At 53.7% G+C, this 15720-nt stretch carries 15 protein-coding genes; 3 read left to right on the top strand and 12 right to left on the bottom strand.

The genetic code is table 11. The features are described 5' to 3' along the window. Window positions 1-9: 9 nt before the first annotated feature. Entirely contained in the window at window positions 10-468 is a 459-nt protein-coding gene (locus RHN82_RS04480) for an Lrp/AsnC family transcriptional regulator (protein WP_015571267.1), read from the bottom strand. A gap of 115 nt (window positions 469-583) precedes the next feature. Between RHN82_RS04480 and RHN82_RS04485 the strand changes: the two genes are divergently transcribed. Beyond that, window positions 584-1630: a PLP-dependent cysteine synthase family protein gene (locus tag RHN82_RS04485; RefSeq protein ID WP_047051129.1), complete on the top strand. Its 1047-nt coding sequence runs from the start codon at window positions 584-586 to the stop codon at window positions 1628-1630. Window positions 1631-1671: 41 nt separating this feature from the next. On the opposite strand, the gene cof is transcribed toward RHN82_RS04485, so the two are convergent. Then, entirely contained in the window at window positions 1672-2490 is an 819-nt protein-coding gene (gene cof, locus RHN82_RS04490) for an HMP-PP phosphatase (protein WP_045142054.1), read from the bottom strand. Between the two features lie 101 nt (window positions 2491-2591). Between cof and RHN82_RS04495 the strand changes: the two genes are divergently transcribed. Continuing rightward, window positions 2592-4292 carry an SgrR family transcriptional regulator gene (locus tag RHN82_RS04495; protein ID WP_039271556.1) on the top strand — a complete coding sequence of 567 codons (1701 nt, stop codon included), beginning with the start codon at window positions 2592-2594 and terminating at the stop codon, window positions 4290-4292. Window positions 4293-4358: 66 nt separating this feature from the next. Further along, window positions 4359-5054 (top strand): 7-cyano-7-deazaguanine synthase QueC, encoded by a 696-nt coding sequence (queC, locus tag RHN82_RS04500; RefSeq protein ID WP_047051130.1) that lies wholly within the window; start codon window positions 4359-4361, stop codon window positions 5052-5054. Window positions 5055-5057: 3 nt separating this feature from the next. On the opposite strand, the gene RHN82_RS04505 is transcribed toward queC, so the two are convergent. The 10 genes from RHN82_RS04505 to tig form a co-directional block, all read right to left on the bottom strand. Next, entirely contained in the window at window positions 5058-5387 is a 330-nt protein-coding gene (locus RHN82_RS04505) for a DNA-binding protein (protein ID WP_047051131.1), read from the bottom strand. Next, the gene (locus RHN82_RS04510; RefSeq protein WP_047051132.1) at window positions 5374-5724 is read right to left on the bottom strand and encodes a type II toxin-antitoxin system RelE/ParE family toxin; all 351 of its coding nucleotides are present in this window, start codon (window positions 5722-5724) and stop codon (window positions 5374-5376) included. The genes RHN82_RS04505 and RHN82_RS04510 overlap by 14 nt, the downstream gene beginning before the upstream one ends. Before the next feature lie 47 nt (window positions 5725-5771). Further along, the gene (locus RHN82_RS04515) at window positions 5772-6170 is read right to left on the bottom strand and encodes a YbgC/FadM family acyl-CoA thioesterase (RefSeq protein WP_017694410.1); all 399 of its coding nucleotides are present in this window, start codon (window positions 6168-6170) and stop codon (window positions 5772-5774) included. A 97-nt stretch (window positions 6171-6267) separates the two neighbouring features. Then, window positions 6268-6648, bottom strand: a complete 381-nt coding sequence (locus RHN82_RS04520; RefSeq protein ID WP_047051133.1) for a helix-hairpin-helix domain-containing protein — start codon at window positions 6646-6648, stop codon at window positions 6268-6270. 148 nt (window positions 6649-6796) lie between these two features. Then, complete coding sequence (gene ppiD / locus RHN82_RS04525; protein ID WP_047051134.1) at window positions 6797-8668, bottom strand: peptidylprolyl isomerase; 1872 nt, start codon at window positions 8666-8668, stop codon at window positions 6797-6799. Window positions 8669-8880: 212 nt separating this feature from the next. Beyond that, the gene (hupB, locus tag RHN82_RS04530; RefSeq protein WP_002444653.1) at window positions 8881-9153 is read right to left on the bottom strand and encodes a nucleoid-associated protein HU-beta; all 273 of its coding nucleotides are present in this window, start codon (window positions 9151-9153) and stop codon (window positions 8881-8883) included. A gap of 210 nt (window positions 9154-9363) precedes the next feature. Continuing rightward, window positions 9364-11718 (bottom strand): endopeptidase La, encoded by a 2355-nt coding sequence (gene lon, locus RHN82_RS04535; RefSeq protein WP_006809878.1) that lies wholly within the window; start codon window positions 11716-11718, stop codon window positions 9364-9366. 184 nt (window positions 11719-11902) lie between these two features. Then, on the bottom strand, window positions 11903-13177 hold the full coding sequence (gene clpX / locus RHN82_RS04540; RefSeq protein ID WP_006809879.1) for an ATP-dependent protease ATP-binding subunit ClpX: 1275 nt from the start codon (window positions 13175-13177) through the stop codon (window positions 11903-11905). 127 nt (window positions 13178-13304) lie between these two features. Continuing rightward, window positions 13305-13928, bottom strand: coding sequence for an ATP-dependent Clp endopeptidase proteolytic subunit ClpP (gene clpP, locus RHN82_RS04545; protein ID WP_006809880.1), 624 nt, complete (start codon window positions 13926-13928; stop codon window positions 13305-13307). Between the two features lie 260 nt (window positions 13929-14188). Then, window positions 14189-15487, bottom strand: a complete 1299-nt coding sequence (tig, locus tag RHN82_RS04550; protein ID WP_015571277.1) for a trigger factor — start codon at window positions 15485-15487, stop codon at window positions 14189-14191. Window positions 15488-15720: the final 233 nt, after the last annotated feature.

Below are 15720 nucleotides of genomic sequence, written 5' to 3' on the forward strand. Positions count from 1 at the left end.
TTTAAGAAGTTATTCAATGGGTAACGCTGTGGTGTATTTAATCTGTTCCATGGCGAAACTGGAGGTGACATCGGACAAGCCCGGTACGCTATTGACCAGCCGCTTGTAAAAATCATCGTAGCGCTTCATGTCTGCCACCTGAACGCGCATCAGATAGTCGTATTCCCCCGCCATGCGCCAGAAGCCGAGCACCTCAGGCATGTCGGAAACCTGCGTGACGAAGCGGCAGTACCATTCGCTACTGTGATGCTGCGTTTTTATCAGGACGAAGGCGGTCAGTCCAAGCCCCAGTTTTTCGGGATCCAGCAACGCCACACGTCCCAGCAGAATGCCATCATCTTCCAGCTTCTTGAGGCGCTTCCAGCACGGTGTGGTGGTCAGATTAACGGCATCTGCCAGCGCCTGCAAAGAGAGGGTGCAGTCGCTTTGCAGTAAAGAAAGCAGCTTACGGTCAATTTTATCTAACATAGCCACCTCGAAGAGAAAATTATTCTCCTTACATTCTATTTTAAAGGTCAGATAGCAACAATTTTTTCTGTGCTTTTCGCTATGCTGGGCACAAAATGACAAACGGATAACTACGATGAATAGCACCTGGGTTAAACATGCCATCAGCGAAATAAATGCCGACTATCAGCGCTCGGCAGACACCCACTTGATCCGCCTGCCTCTGCCTGGATTTCCCGGCATTCAGCTTTACCTGAAGGATGAAAGCACCCATCCTACCGGCAGCCTGAAGCATCGCCTGGCGCGTTCACTCTTTTTATACGGTTTATGTAACGGCTGGATTAAAGAAGGCACCACGATTATTGAATCGTCGTCCGGATCAACTGCCGTCTCCGAAGCCTACTTTGCCCGCCTGTTGGGTCTGCCGTTTATCGCCGTGATGCCTTCCTGCACGGCGAAACGTAAAGTCGAACAGATCGAATTTTACGGCGGACGCTGCCACTTTGTGGAAAGCGCCTGCGAAATCTATGCGGCCTCCGAAATGCTGGCTCGCGAACTAAATGGTCACTATATGGACCAGTTTACCTTCGCCGAGCGCGCCACCGACTGGCGCGGCAATAATAACATTGCGGACAGCATTTACCGCCAGATGACCCACGAGCCGCATCCTGTCCCCTCTTACATTGTCATGAGCGCGGGCACGGGCGGAACCTCCGCCACCATCGGACGTTATATCCGCTGTCAGGGTTATGATACGCAGCTGATGGTGGTTGACCCGCAAAACTCGGTGTTCCTCGATTACTGGCAATCCCGCGATGCCAACCTGCGTAGCCCCGTGGGGAGCAAGATCGAAGGGATTGGTCGCCCGCGCGTCGAACCCTCGTTCATTCCGGACGTTGTAGATGAGATGCTCCGCGTGCCGGACGCCGCCAGCGTCGCGACGGCGCACTGGCTGGAGACACAGCTTGGCCGTAAAGTCGGGGCCTCTACCGGCACCAATATGTGGGGCGCGCTACAGCTGGCCGCGAGGATGCGCGAAGAAGGCCGTACCGGCTCTGTCGTCACGCTGCTGTGCGACAGCGGGGAGCGCTACCTGGACACCTATTACAACGCAGAATGGGTACAGGCCAATATTGGCGATGTCGAACCGTGGAAAGCGCAGATTTCGCAGCTGGTGAAATAAAAAAAAGCCAGGCTTTAGCCTGGCTTGCTGGAAGGGTCTCACTATTCGGGGGAATATGGGAGGTTATTTTTGTCCAGCCAATGCGTCAAAAAATGGGACACCGCTTCGTTACGACAGTGTCCGATAACCGGTAAATGCGGGAGCGCGGCGATAAGTTGCGGCATCGCGTTCCCCATAATCAGCCCACGGCCCACGCTGCTCAGCATCTCGTGGTCGTTCATGGCGTCACCAAAGGCCATACAGTCCTGCATCGTCAGCCCCAGATGATCGCTTAGCACCGCCAGCGCAGATCCTTTGTTACAGCCCACCGGCAGCACTTCCAGGCAGTCCACCGCCGAGAAAGTCAGGTGCGCCCGGTCGCCCAGCGCCTCGTTAAGCTGAATACGCAGACGGCAGAGATCGTCGTGATCGCCACAGAAGCAGATCTTGGTCACCTTGTGTGCCGGAATGCGGCGCAAATCGATAAGCTGATATTTAAAGCCGCTGTAAACGTGAGCGTGCAGCAAGGCCGGGATCTCACGCCCGGTAAACCAGCCTTCATCGTTAAAAACATGCACGCTGGCCTGCGTATCCCAGGTGCTGTGCAGGACAATGTCCGCCACTTCCGGGTTCAGATCCTGACGGTGCAGCACATCGCCGTCGACGGAGTGAATGCGCGTCCCGTTGCCGGTGATCAGGAACGCATCGAGGGCAAATGTTCCCAGCAGATGGCGCATCTCGAGAACATGACGACCAGTGGCAAACGTCAGGGTGACTTCACGCTCGCGCAGGCGCTTAAGTGTGTTCAGGGTTTTCTCCCCTAAACGGTGATCCGGCATTAACAGCGTGCCGTCCATATCAAATGCAGCGAGCCGAGCCATAATTACTCCCGAAATGTGATGCGGTTAACTTGTGCATCAGTATTACGTGAGATATACGGAAGTAATAGTGAATAGATGATAATTATTGTTCCGGGTTTTTCATGCGCCAGCTTAATCGTCTTAACCAGTATCAGCGTCTGTGGCACCCCTCCGCCGGCGCACCGCAGCAGGTTACCATCAGTGAACTTGCCAGCCGCTGCTTTTGCAGCGAGCGACATGTTCGCACCCTGCTGCGCCAGGCGCAGGAGGCGGGCTGGCTAAGCTGGCACGCCCGCTCCGGACGAGGAAAGCGTGGGGAATTACGCTTTCACGTCACCCCGGACTCGTTGCGTAATACGATGATGGAAGAGGCCCTGAAAAGTGGACAGCAGCACAACGCGCTGGAGCTGGCCCAGCTCGCGCCTGAAGATTTGCGATCGCTACTGCATCCGTTTATGGGCGGGCAGTGGCAGAACGATACGCCGACGCTGCGTATTCCCTACTATCGCTCGCTGGAGCCGCTTCAGCCGGGTTTTCTCCCTGGCCGGGCGGAGCAGCATCTGGCGGGACAGGTATTCTCTGGTTTGACGCGTTTTAATGGTAACAGCAGTGAACCCACGGGCGATCTGGCGCATCACTGGGAAATCTCCGCTGACGGCCTGCGCTGGCATTTCTACATTCGCTCCACCCTGCACTGGCATAACGGCGATAAAATAGAGACGGCACAGCTCCGGCAAAGCCTGACGGCGCTGTTATCGCAGCCCGGCATGGGCACGCTTTTCCGCAGCGTCTTACGTATCGAAACCACGCACCCGCAGTGCCTGACGTTTATTCTCCATCAACCTGACTACTGGCTGGCGCACAGGCTGGCAACCTACTGTAGCCGTCTGGCGCATCCCGATTACCCCGTGGTGGGCAGCGGTCCCTTTCGACTGAGCGTTTTTGAGCCTGAACTGGTGCGTCTGGAAAGCCACGAGCAGTATCACCTTGGCCATCCGTTGCTTAAGGCTATCGAGTACTGGATCACGCCCCAGCTTTTTGACTACAGTCTGGGCACCAGCTGTCGCCACCCGGTGCAAATCGCCATTGGCGAGGCCGACGAGCTGGCCAGCCTGCGGCTGGTGAGTAACAGCACCAGTCTGGGTTTCTGCTACCTCACGCTGAAACAGAGCCCGCGTCTGAGCGAACTTCAGGCAAAGCGGCTGATTAATATCATTCATCTCTCAACGCTGCTGCACACGCTTCCCCTGAACGAAGGGCTCATCACCCCTACCGAGGAACTGCTTCCCGGCTGGGCGATCCCCCAATGGCCTGATTTAACCGACGTTGCGCTGCCAGAGGCATTGACGCTCGTCTACCACCTGCCGGTTGAGCTTCACACCATGGCCAGCCAGTTAAAAGCATACCTTGCGCGGCAGGGTTGTGAACTGACCGTCATCTTTCACGACGCCAAAACGTGGGACGGGTGCCAGCAGCTTGCCGATGCAGACATCATGATGGGAGACAGACTGATTGGCGAAGCGCCAGCGTACACGCTTGAGCAGTGGCTCCGCTGCGATGCGCTCTGGCCGCATCTGCTGAGCGCACCGGCATACGCCCATTTGCAGGCCACGCTGGATGCGGTGCAGACGCAGGCCGACGAGCGTGACCGACACGCAGGACTTCAGGCTATATTCAGCCGGTTAATGGAGACAGCCGTCCTGACGCCGCTCTTTAACTACCAGTATCAAATCAGCGCGCCTCCGGGCGTCAACGGCATACGCCTTAACACCCGCGGCTGGTTTGACTTCACCGAAGCCTGGCTTCCTCCCCCAAACGCGTGAAGAAGCTGGTCGCCGCTTTAGCCAGGCGTTAACATGACGCTTTTACTGTAACTGTCGAGATGATCTATGAAACGTGCCGTCGTCGTGTTCAGCGGAGGACAAGATTCCACCACCTGCCTGATTCAGGCGCTTCACCAGTATGATGAAGTGCACTGCGTCACTTTTGATTATGGTCAGCGTCATCGCGCTGAAATCGATGTCGCTCGTGAACTGGCTCTCAAACTGGGCGCCCGCGCTCATAAAGTGCTGGACGTGACGCTGTTAAATGAACTGGCCGTCAGCAGCCTCACCCGCGACAGCATTCCGGTGCCTGATTACGAACCGGATGCCAGCGGCATTCCGAACACCTTCGTACCGGGCCGCAACATTCTCTTCCTGACCCTGACGGCGATCTATGCCTACCAGGTGAAAGCCGAAGCGGTGATCACGGGCGTGTGTGAGACCGACTTCTCTGGCTACCCGGACTGCCGGGATGAATTCGTGAAAGCACTCAATCACGCCGTCGATCTGGGAATGGCAAAAGAGACCCGCTTCGAAACGCCGCTGATGTGGCTGGATAAGGCTGAAACCTGGGCGCTGGCCGACTACTGGGGCAAGCTGGATGTCGTTCGCAACGAGACCCTGACCTGCTACAACGGCATTAAAGGGGACGGCTGCGGGCAGTGTGCCGCCTGTAACCTGCGCGCGAACGGTCTGAATCATTATCTTGCGGATAAAGCGGGCGTGCTGGCCGCGATGCAGAAAAAGACCGGGCTGAAATAAGGGCTACCTGACCGTGCTGTCGAACAGTTTTACACCGGCAGCACGGGTAATTTTCATCAGTGTAGTCAGCGTTGGGTTACCATTTTCGGACAGGGTGCGGTATAGCTGCTGACGTGAAAGCCCCGCTTTGGCTGAAATCTCTCCGATACCGCCGCGCGCTTCGATAACGCGTCTGAGGGCAATCAAATAGGCTGGGATCCCTTGGTCTTCGTAAATTTCATCCAGTGCAATTTGCAGATAGAGTTGCGCGTAAGAAGGATTTTCGCGCAGCATTTTGACTACAGCTTCATCATGGCTGACGGTACTTGAGAATTTTCGCTCACTTATGCTCATGGGATTTATCCTTTTGATGATCTTTCCAGTAGTCTATTGCCAGCATCACATCCGCTTTCTGACTCTTTTTGTCACCGCCGATCAGCAACAATAAGATTTCCCGATGCTGGATTGCAAAATAGACTCGATAACCGGGACCACAATCAACCTTCAACTCCCAGACACCCTCTTTGAGATAACGGTAATCGCCAAAATTCCCCTTCTCCGCGCGGTCGATTCGCAGAAGGATCCGAAACGCCAGCTCCGGATCCTTTCGTCTCAACTTTGCTATCCAATCCTCAAACGGTATTTTTCCGTCGCGGGTTCGGTAACGTTTAACAACGTAGTCCCTGTTCATGATTTTATCCCTGAAAACCCTTTTTGTCTTTTATAAAAGACAAAAATTTACGCGATCATCAGCTCCAGCTTTTCGCGCAACTCCCCTTCCAGCGGCAACGCTTTCTGGGTTTTGAGATCGATACAGACAAAGGTGATCAGCGCATCGGCCACCACCTGCCCTTCTGGCTCCAGCGTAACGACCTGGCTCAATACACCACTTTTGCCATTCAGTTGTTGGACCTCACTGGTCACGGTGAGCACATCCCCCAGCACAGCCGGACGGCGGTAGTTAATGTTGATGTTAACGACCACAAACGCGATGTTGTGTGCGGTCAGCCACTGGAAGCTTTCGCTGTTCTCCAGGCCGTCCCAGCGCGCCTCTTCAAGAAATTCAAGGTAGCGGGCGTTATTGACGTGCTGGTAAACATCGAGGTGATAACCACGGACTTTGATTTGTGTCTGCATAGCGCAATAGCCTTTCGTTGTTATAGGTTCAGAGGTCATAACTGGTATGACCTCTTTATCCTGGCAAATTTTTGCCGCAGTGCAAGTGATTACGCGATTACAGCGTCAGGTGTGCGAGATTGCGCTCAACCAGCGCGCTGCCCATACCCGGCACCTGCTTGAGATCGTCAAGGGTTTTGAAAGGGCCATACTCTTCACGATAGCTGACGATGGCCTGCGCTTTTTTTAGACCCACGCCATTCATAACGCGGGCAAGATCGTCCGCAGAGGCAGTATTGATACTGACCCGCGTACCCTCGTCCTCAATGGCTTTCGTGCTGGCCGTCGCGTTGGTTTTAACCTGACCTTGTGACGTTGCATCGGCCTGAGTTTGTGCAGCCTGGGCTTTAGCCGAAGGGGACGCCGCCAGCGCGCCCGCACTCATCCCGGAAGTGGCAATCGCCAGGGTAATTAACAGTGCTTTGATTCCACATTTCATGCTGTTTTCTCCTTGTTTGTTGACAGCCACGCCACGATAACCGCGCGGGAAAACCGGGACAAACAGCAGATTGCAGAAATGGAAAAGGCCGCGAAAGCGGCCTTTAGTTTTTGCAGAGCGTTACGAAAATCTGCGAGCAGATACGTAATTATTGCTCCTGAGTGACCACATCACCCAGCTTGATTTTGGCTTCTTTACGCAGGTTGCTCATCAACGCTTCGAAAGCAATCTGGGCATTGTTCTGGGTAATTCCCTGAACCATGGCCTTCTTCTGCGCGTCTGGCAGCGTGCCGGCTTTCACTTCATCCAGCGCCAGAACCACCACGTTACCCTGCATATCGGTCGTGGTGCCAAAGACAGGTTTGTCTTTCGCCGGCAGGCTCAGGCCAAACGCCGCCTGGCTGACAGGATCCTGACCGGTACGGCTCAGCGTTTTTGCTTCGCCAAAGCTCAGGCCAGCCGCTTTCAGCGCATCGTTCTTACCGGCTTTCAGATCGGCCAGTATTTTCTCTGCATCCAGTTTTGCCTGCTGTGCCGCTTTGTTGTGTTTCACCAGCGCCACCACCTGATCTTTCACTTCCGCCAGGGGCTTCACTGCCTCAGCTTTGTGCTCGCTGACGCGCAGTACGAACGCACGGTCACCGTCAACGGTAATGATGTCTGAGTTGCTGCCCGGCGTACCGTTCTCACCGACCAGACCACCATTGAAAATGGCATCTGAAACCGGTTTGAAGTTCAGTTCTTCCGGCAGGTTTTCGTGGCTGAACCAGCCTGTCTCAACCGCCTTCACGCCAGCAGCCTGCTCAGCGCCCGCCAGTGATTCGTTGTCGTTGCTTGCGGCATCGCTCACTTTCTGTTGCAGCGCATAGAAGGCGTCCAGCGCTTTCTCCTGCTTCACTTTCGCAGCGATATCATCACGAACGTCAGCCAGCGGCTTGGTTTTCACCGCCACAACATCGTCCAGACGCGCCACCAGGAAACCAACGGAGGATTTGATTACACCAGACAGTTGGCCTTTCTCTTTCAGGCCTGCATTTTTCAGCTCATCCGGGGTAGTGGACTCTTCCAGCCAGCCCATATCACCGCCGTTTTTGGCAGAAATAATATCGGTGGATTTTGCTTTCGCTAAGGTGGCGAAATCAGCACCTTTGTTCAGCTCGTCCAGCACGGCTTTCGCTTCTGCTTCCGTTTTGGTCTGGATCACGCTGTAACGGTTACGCTGCGGCTGAGTGAACTGATCCTGATGCTGGTCGTAATAAGACTGGATCTCGGCGTCAGTCGCGTTTTCCTGCATCGCAGCTGCATCCAGCTTGATATAGCTTACGCGGAACTGTTCCGGAGAGATGAAGTTGTTCTTGTTTTGCTCGTAGTAAGCATTAACTTCAGCGTCGCTGACCTGCTGTTTCGCTGCCAGTGCGTTGACATCAATTGTGGCTTCACGCACCACGCGTTGCTGCGCCACCAGTGCCGCCAGCTCTTCAGTTTCGCCTTTCAACATGAAATCGGTGCCCACCACCGCGTTGATCAGCTGTTGCGTGGTCAACTGGTTACGCAGCGCCTGAGCGTACTGGTCAGCCGTCATACCCATCTGGTTAACAATGCTGTTGTAACGCGCGTTGTCGAACTTCCCATTAGACTGGAAAGCCTGCGTTGAGAAGATGGCTTTTTTAACCTGCTCATCGCTGATGCCCAGACCGAGGCTTTTCGCGTACTGATCCAGCAGCGCCTCGTCAATAAGGCGGTTCAGCGTCTGCTGACGCAGGTTTTTCATATAGCCTTCGTTGGCTGCAAGTTCAGAGTATTGGTCGCCCAGCTGTTGCTGCATGCGGTTACGTTCACCAGCAAAAGCGTTCTCGAACTGCCCACGGCTAATTTCCTGGCCATTCACTTTTGCGGCGTAGTTCGCGCCACCGCCGATGAGGTAACTACTCACACCGGTCAATATGAACGACACGATAATGATACCGAAAATAATCTTGAGCACGAGACTGTTAGCAGCCGTGCGTAAGCTGTCCATCATGGTGTAACAACACTCCGCTGTAGGTGACTGGTTACCTGACGCTGACGGAAAATCCTGACCGTCGCGCGTAAAGGCGTATTGTGACAAGAAAACAGGGCAATTGTCAGCCCACAACTCGCATAAACTCGCACAAATCAGGTCTGGACAAACAAAAAAGGCACATCAAACGATGCGCCCTTGTACTTTTCAGCTTCCCTGGAGCGGGAAAGCAATCAGTTTACTGCGTCTTTCAGCGCTTTACCTGCACGGAAACCCGGCACTTTAGCGGCAGCAATGGTGATCTCTTTGCCGGTCTGAGGGTTGCGGCCAGTACGGGCTGCACGCTCTTTAACCGCAAAAGTACCGAAGCCTACCAGTGCAACGTCGTCCCCAGCTTGCAGAGATTCAGTAACAGAAGCAATTAAAGCATCTAAAGCACGTCCCGCTGCAGCTTTAGAAATATCAGCACCCGCAGCAATTTTGTCAATCAGTTGAGATTTATTCACTGTTCTCTTCCTCTCTTTATAATTTATATCGCACCTGAATCCTTCACAGCGCGACCGCGCAGCAGTTATATCAGTCCTGCTATGACCTTACAACACCCGTTGTTGATGGCTAACCCAATCAGCAATCTAAATTAGCTATACAAAAAAAGGCTGGCAAGTACGAAATGACTTACCAGCCTTGTTTTTATTGGCGCTCTTTGCGCGAGGTCACTATTTTGCGGTTACAACCTGCATTCCGGACGGTTCATTTTGCAGTGCGAGAGTCAGAACTTCCTCAATGCGTTTCACCGGATGGATCTGCAAATCGGCAATAACGTTGTCCGGAATCTCTTCCAGATCGCGTTTATTCTCGTAAGGGATCAATACGGTTTTGATCCCACCACGGTGGGCCGCCAGCAGTTTTTCTTTTAACCCGCCGATAGGCAGTACCTGACCACGCAGCGTAATTTCACCGGTCATGGCCACATCAGCACGAACCGGGTTCCCTGTCAGGCAGGAGACCAGCGCCGTACACATGGCAATACCTGCGCTTGGGCCATCTTTCGGCGTCGCCCCTTCCGGAACGTGAACGTGAATGTCGCGTTTTTCGTAGAAATCCGGGTTGATACCCAGTTTTTCCGCACGCGCGCGCACCACGGTCAGCGCCGCCTGGATGGACTCCTGCATCACTTCACCCAGTGAACCGGTGTAGGTGAGTTTGCCTTTGCCTGGGACACAGGCGGTTTCGATGGTCAGCAGATCGCCGCCCACTTCCGTCCATGCCAGACCGGTCACCTGACCAACGCGGTTTTCGTTGTCTGCGCGACCGTAGTCGAAGCGCTGAACGCCCAGGTACGCATGCAGATTGTCGCCGTTAATCACAATGTGTTTCAGGCTCTTATCCAGCAGCAGCTGTTTCACCGCTTTACGGCACAGCTTAGAGATCTCACGCTCGAGGCTACGCACGCCCGCTTCACGGGTGTAGTAACGAATAATGCCGACAATGGCGCTGTCCTCAACGGTCAGCTCGTTAGCCTTCAGCGCGTTACGCTCAATCTGCTTCGGCAGCAGGTGCTGTTTAGCAATATTCAGCTTCTCGTCTTCGGTATAACCGGAGAGACGGATCACTTCCATACGGTCCAGCAGCGGTGCAGGAATGTTCATGGAGTTGGAGGTCGCCACGAACATCACGTCGCTCAGGTCGTAGTCCACTTCCAGATAGTGATCGCTGAACGCGACGTTCTGCTCTGGATCAAGCACTTCCAGCAGCGCCGACGCCGGATCGCCACGCATGTCCGAAGACATTTTGTCGATCTCATCGAGCAGGAACAGCGGGTTTTTGACCCCCACTTTCGCCATCTTCTGGATCAGCTTGCCCGGCATGGAACCGATATAGGTGCGACGATGGCCGCGGATTTCCGCTTCATCACGCACGCCGCCCAGCGCCATACGGATGTACTTACGTCCTGTCGCTTTGGCGATTGACTGGCCCAGAGAGGTTTTACCCACCCCTGGAGGTCCTACCAGGCACAGGATTGGGCCTTTGATTTTGTTCACACGGCTCTGTACCGCGAGGTACTCAAGAATGCGGTCTTTCACACGTTCCAGGCCGTAGTGGTCGGTATCCAGGATCTCCTGGGCCTGACGCAGGTCTTTTTTGACCTTGCTGCGGGCATTCCACGGAACCTGCACCATCCACTCAATGTAGCCGCGTACAACGGTCGCTTCCGCCGACATCGGAGACATCATTTTCAGCTTTTGCAACTCAGCTTCGGCTTTCTCTTTCGCCTCTTTCGGCATCTTCGCCGCGTCGATCTTACGCTTCAGCGCTTCGTTTTCATCCGGCGCATCGTCCATCTCGCCGAGCTCTTTCTGAATGGCTTTCATTTGCTCGTTCAGATAGTACTCACGCTGCGATTTTTCCATCTGCTTTTTGACGCGGTTGCGAATGCGCTTCTCAACCTGGAGCAGATCGATCTCAGACTCCATCATCGCCATCAGGTATTCCAGACGTTCGTTAACGTCGGACATTTCCAGCACGGACTGTTTGTCAGCCAGCTTCAGCGGCATATGCGCAGCGATGGTATCCGCCAGACGTGCAGGATCGTCGATGCTGTTCAGCGACGTCAGCACTTCAGGTGGGATTTTCTTATTCAGCTTGATGTAGCCTTCGAACTGGCTGATCGCGGTGCGTACCAGCACTTCCTGTTCGCGCTCATCAAGTTCCGGTGAATCAAGGTACTCCGCCTTCGCAGAGAAGTGCTCGCCATCGTCTGACAGAGTGGTAATACGCGCACGCTGTAAGCCTTCCACCAGCACCTTCACGGTGCCGTCTGGCAGCTTCAGCATCTGCAAAATAGAGGCCACGGTCCCGACGGTGAAAAGATCGTTTACACCCGGCTCATCCGTTGATGCTTCCTTCTGCGCAACCAACATGATTTTTTTATCATGATCCATGGCGGCTTCGAGGCAACGGATAGATTTTTCCCGCCCTACAAATAAGGGTATGACCATGTGCGGATAAACCACCACATCGCGCAACGGCAATACGGGGATTTCAATGCGTTCAGAACGCTCAGGATTCATAGAGCTCTCTCTTAGTTTAGTGTCCGCCAGGTAAACTGGTCATGTAACTGTGCTTCACACAACCATTAACATGTAATCCAGTATATGGGGATGTTTCCCATACATTCAACGCCATGAATACGGAAAAAGTAAAGGGGAGATAAAATCCCCCCTTTTTGATTAACTGATTGTATGAAATGGTGAATTATTCGCCAGATGCCTGTTGCGCTTCCGGTTTACCGTAAATCAGTAACGGCTTGGTCTGGCCACCAATGACGGACTCGTCGATCACGACTTTTTCGACGTCTTCCATAGAAGGAAGATCGTACATCGTGTCGAGCAATGCTGCTTCTACGATAGAACGCAGGCCACGGGCACCGGTTTTACGCGCCATCGCTTTCTTGGCAATCGCGTCCAGCGCTTCGTCACGGAACTCCAGCTCAACGCCTTCCAGATTAAACAGCGCCTGATACTGCTTGGTCAGCGCGTTTTTCGGCTCTTTCAGGATCTGAATCAGCGCGTCTTCGCTAAGTTCATTCAGGGTCGCCACAACCGGCAGACGGCCGATAAATTCCGGAATCAAACCGAATTTGATCAGATCTTCCGGCTCAACCTGCGCCAGCAGTTGGCCTTCGTTTGGTTTTTCAGACGTGGCTTTCACCGTTGCGCCAAAACCAATGCCGGAGCCGGTTTCCACACGGTGAGAGATCACTTTATCCAGGCCTGCAAACGCACCACCGCAGATAAACAGGATCTTGGAGGTATCAACCTGCAAGAATTCCTGCTGCGGATGTTTACGCCCACCCTGCGGTGGAACAGCCGCAACCGTACCTTCGATCAGCTTAAGGAGCGCCTGCTGCACGCCCTCGCCCGAGACGTCACGGGTGATCGACGGGTTGTCTGATTTACGGGAGATTTTGTCGATCTCATCGATATAGACGATCCCGCGCTGGGCTTTCTGTACGTCGTAATCGCACTTCTGAAGCAGCTTCTGGATAATATTTTCTACGTCTTCACCCACATAACCGGCTTCGGTCAGAGTGGTGGCATCCGCCATGGTGAACGGAACATCCAGCAGGCGCGCCAGCGTTTCCGCCAGCAGGGTTTTACCGGAACCCGTAGGCCCGATCAGCAGAATGTTACTTTTACCCAGTTCCACGCCATTGCTGGTATCGCCGTTACGCAGACGTTTGTAGTGGTTGTATACCGCCACCGCCAGCACTTTTTTCGCCTGCTCCTGACCAATGACATAGTCGTCCAGGTGGTGGCGAATCTCGTGTGGCGTTGGTAACGCGCTGCGCTCACGGTGCGGCGCGACTTCTTTAATCTCTTCGCGAATGATGTCGTTACATAAATCGACGCATTCGTCGCAGATATACACGGACGGCCCGGCAATCAGTTTACGCACTTCATGCTGGCTTTTGCCGCAAAAAGAGCAGTACAGCAGTTTGCCCGAACCATCTTTGCGTTTATCTGTCATGAGTCCAAACCTCTTTTTAAGTTCTATGTGCCGCACATGACGACGCAAATGCCATTCTCAGACGCAAGCTGCTTACAGGCAACGTGCCGCCCTACCTTAGTATAGCGGCACACTCGCGTCGCGGGCATCAATTACGATGGGTCAAAATGGAGTCGACTAAGCCGTACTCAACTGCCTCTGGTGCAGAGAGGAAGCGATCGCGCTCGGTATCGCGCTCGATCTGCTCGAGAGGTTGACCCGTATGCTGCGCCATAAGTTCATTCATGCGCGCTTTTACTTTCAGAATTTCTCGGGCGTGGATTTCAATATCCGTCGCCTGGCCCTGGTAACCACCCAGCGGCTGGTGAATCATCACGCGGGAGTTAGGCAGGCAGAAACGCTTACCTTTCGCCCCTGCGGTTAACAGGAAAGCCCCCATGGACGCCGCCTGCCCCATACAGATGGTGCTGACATCCGGCTTGATGAATTGCATGGTGTCGTAAATAGACATGCCCGCCGTAATCACACCGCCCGGCGAGTTGATGTACAGGTAAATGTCTTTTTCCGGGTTTTCCGCTTCCAGGAACAGCATCTGCGCCACGATCAGGTTAGCCATATGGTCTTCCACCTGGCCGGTCAGAAAGATAACGCGTTCCTTGAGCAGACGGGAATAGATATCGAAAGAACGCTCACCGCGTGAGGTCTGTTCAATAACCATTGGCACCAGCGCCATATGGGGTGCAAAGTTATCTCGTTCGCCACTGTATGACATTTCCGTCTCCTGGTTCAAAATTGAAAACACCTGCTGTACTGATTGTAACCTTATGGACGGATTATCAGCCAGTCTCAATCATCGTGATTACATACTAATGGGGGTCGCCATGCCCTATTTCAAGCATAACAACGTTTTGTTGTAACGCTAACACTGAAAGGGCGTTTTAGCACCCTTCCAGGACTAAAGCTGTGATAAAAAAAACCCGTCGCCGGAGGGCAACGGGTTTTTTGTTCAAACTTTAAACCGTTGGGGCGAAATTACGCCTGCTGGTTCATCAGTTCGGTGAAAGAGGTCTCTTTTTCGGTCACTTTCGCTTTCGCCAGTACCGCTTCAACAGCCTGCTCTTCCAGCGCGACGTTGCGCATGTTGTCCATCAGCTCTTTGTTCTTACCGTAGAACTCGATCACTTCTGATGGATCTTCGTATGCTGAAGCCATCTCTTCGATCAGGCCTTTCACACGCTCTTCGTCAGCTTTCAGCTCGTGGGTACGAATCACTTCGCCCAGCAGCAGGCCAACAACAACGCGACGTTTCGCTTGCTCTTCGAACAGCTCGCGTGGCAGTTCCATCGCTTGCTGCTGGTTGCCACCGAAACGCTGTGCAGCCTGACGGCGCAGAACGTCGATTTCGCTGTCGATCAGGGCAGCAGGAACGTCGATGTCGTTCGCTTTCACCAGACCTTCAATCGCCTGAGACTTCACGCGGTTACGTACAGCGCCGTTCAGCTCGCGCTCCATGTTTTTACGCACTTCGGTACGCAGGCCCGCGACAGATCCATCTTCCACGCCGAAACGCTTGATGAATTCTTCAGTCAGTTCTGGCAGTTCGCGCTCTTCCACTTTCTTCAGGTTGATAACGAACTTCGCTGCTTTACCTTTCAGGTTTTCAGCGTGGTATTCTTCAGGGAAGGTCACGTCGATGGTGAATTCTTCGCCCGCTTTGTGGCCTTTGATACCGTCTTCGAAGCCTGGGATCATACGACCCTGGCCCATCGCCAGTACGAAATCAGACGCTTTACCGCCTTCGAACTCTTCGCCGTCTACAGAACCGGTGAAGTCGATGGTTACGCGGTCTTCCGCGTCAACAGCGCCTTCTTTCTCTTTCCAGTTCGCCTGCTGCTTACGCAGGGTATCCAGCATGCCGTCAACGTCTTCGTCAGTCACAGAAACGATCGGTTTTTCAACTTCGATAGATTCCAGACCTTTCAGCTCAACTTCCGGGTACACTTCGAACTCTACGGAGTAGGTGAAGTCTTCGCCCTGCTTGTATTCGCCTGGAACGTAGTTCGGCGCGCCGGCTGGATTGATTTTTTCTTTGATGATCGCGTCGATAAAGTTGCGGCTCATCAGTTCACCCAGCACATCCTGACGCACGGAAGCGCCATAACGCTGAGCAACAACATTCATTGGTACTTTGCCCTTGCGGAAGCCGTCAATACGTACTTTTTTTGCTACGTTGACCAGCTCGCTTTTCACAGCAGTTTCGATGCTGTCAGCAGCGATAGTAATCGTTACACGGCGGCCAAGGCCTTGAGTGGTTTCAACTGAAACTTGCATCTTGTTACCTCAAAAAAATCACAGTGCTCGGTCAACTCTGAATCTGTCTGTTATACCGGGATGCTCTCTTATGTGCAGATTCACATTCCCTGTCGCCAGAATCATCCCGAAGACATTCAATAAGACGCGGCATTATAGCGGCATCACTTAGGTGAGTCGAGAACGGTTGGAGCATGTTGCTGCGGCTTTTTTCACACTTTAAGGCTATTTTTAGCCTTAAAAACGCGCCATCC

Origin of the sequence: Enterobacter cloacae complex sp. EB5 (assembly GCF_031432835.1) — a bacterium.
GTDB lineage: Bacteria > Pseudomonadota > Gammaproteobacteria > Enterobacterales > Enterobacteriaceae > Enterobacter > Enterobacter hormaechei_C.

Coding starts and splice junctions, on each gene's coding strand:
- RHN82_RS04480 (WP_015571267.1), bottom strand. CDS start 468: ATGTTAGATAAAATTGACCGTAAGCTGCTTTCTTTACTGCAAAGCGAC.
- RHN82_RS04485 (WP_047051129.1), top strand. CDS start 584: ATGAATAGCACCTGGGTTAAACATGCCATCAGCGAAATAAATGCCGAC.
- cof (WP_045142054.1), bottom strand. CDS start 2,490: ATGGCTCGGCTCGCTGCATTTGATATGGACGGCACGCTGTTAATGCCG.
- RHN82_RS04495 (WP_039271556.1), top strand. CDS start 2,592: ATGCGCCAGCTTAATCGTCTTAACCAGTATCAGCGTCTGTGGCACCCC.
- queC (WP_047051130.1), top strand. CDS start 4,359: ATGAAACGTGCCGTCGTCGTGTTCAGCGGAGGACAAGATTCCACCACC.
- RHN82_RS04505 (WP_047051131.1), bottom strand. CDS start 5,387: ATGAGCATAAGTGAGCGAAAATTCTCAAGTACCGTCAGCCATGATGAA.
- RHN82_RS04510 (WP_047051132.1), bottom strand. CDS start 5,724: ATGAACAGGGACTACGTTGTTAAACGTTACCGAACCCGCGACGGAAAA.
- RHN82_RS04515 (WP_017694410.1), bottom strand. CDS start 6,170: ATGCAGACACAAATCAAAGTCCGTGGTTATCACCTCGATGTTTACCAG.
- RHN82_RS04520 (WP_047051133.1), bottom strand. CDS start 6,648: ATGAAATGTGGAATCAAAGCACTGTTAATTACCCTGGCGATTGCCACT.
- ppiD (WP_047051134.1), bottom strand. CDS start 8,668: ATGATGGACAGCTTACGCACGGCTGCTAACAGTCTCGTGCTCAAGATT.
- lon (WP_006809878.1), bottom strand. CDS start 11,718: ATGAATCCTGAGCGTTCTGAACGCATTGAAATCCCCGTATTGCCGTTG.
- clpX (WP_006809879.1), bottom strand. CDS start 13,177: ATGACAGATAAACGCAAAGATGGTTCGGGCAAACTGCTGTACTGCTCT.
- clpP (WP_006809880.1), bottom strand. CDS start 13,928: ATGTCATACAGTGGCGAACGAGATAACTTTGCACCCCATATGGCGCTG.
- tig (WP_015571277.1), bottom strand. CDS start 15,487: ATGCAAGTTTCAGTTGAAACCACTCAAGGCCTTGGCCGCCGTGTAACG.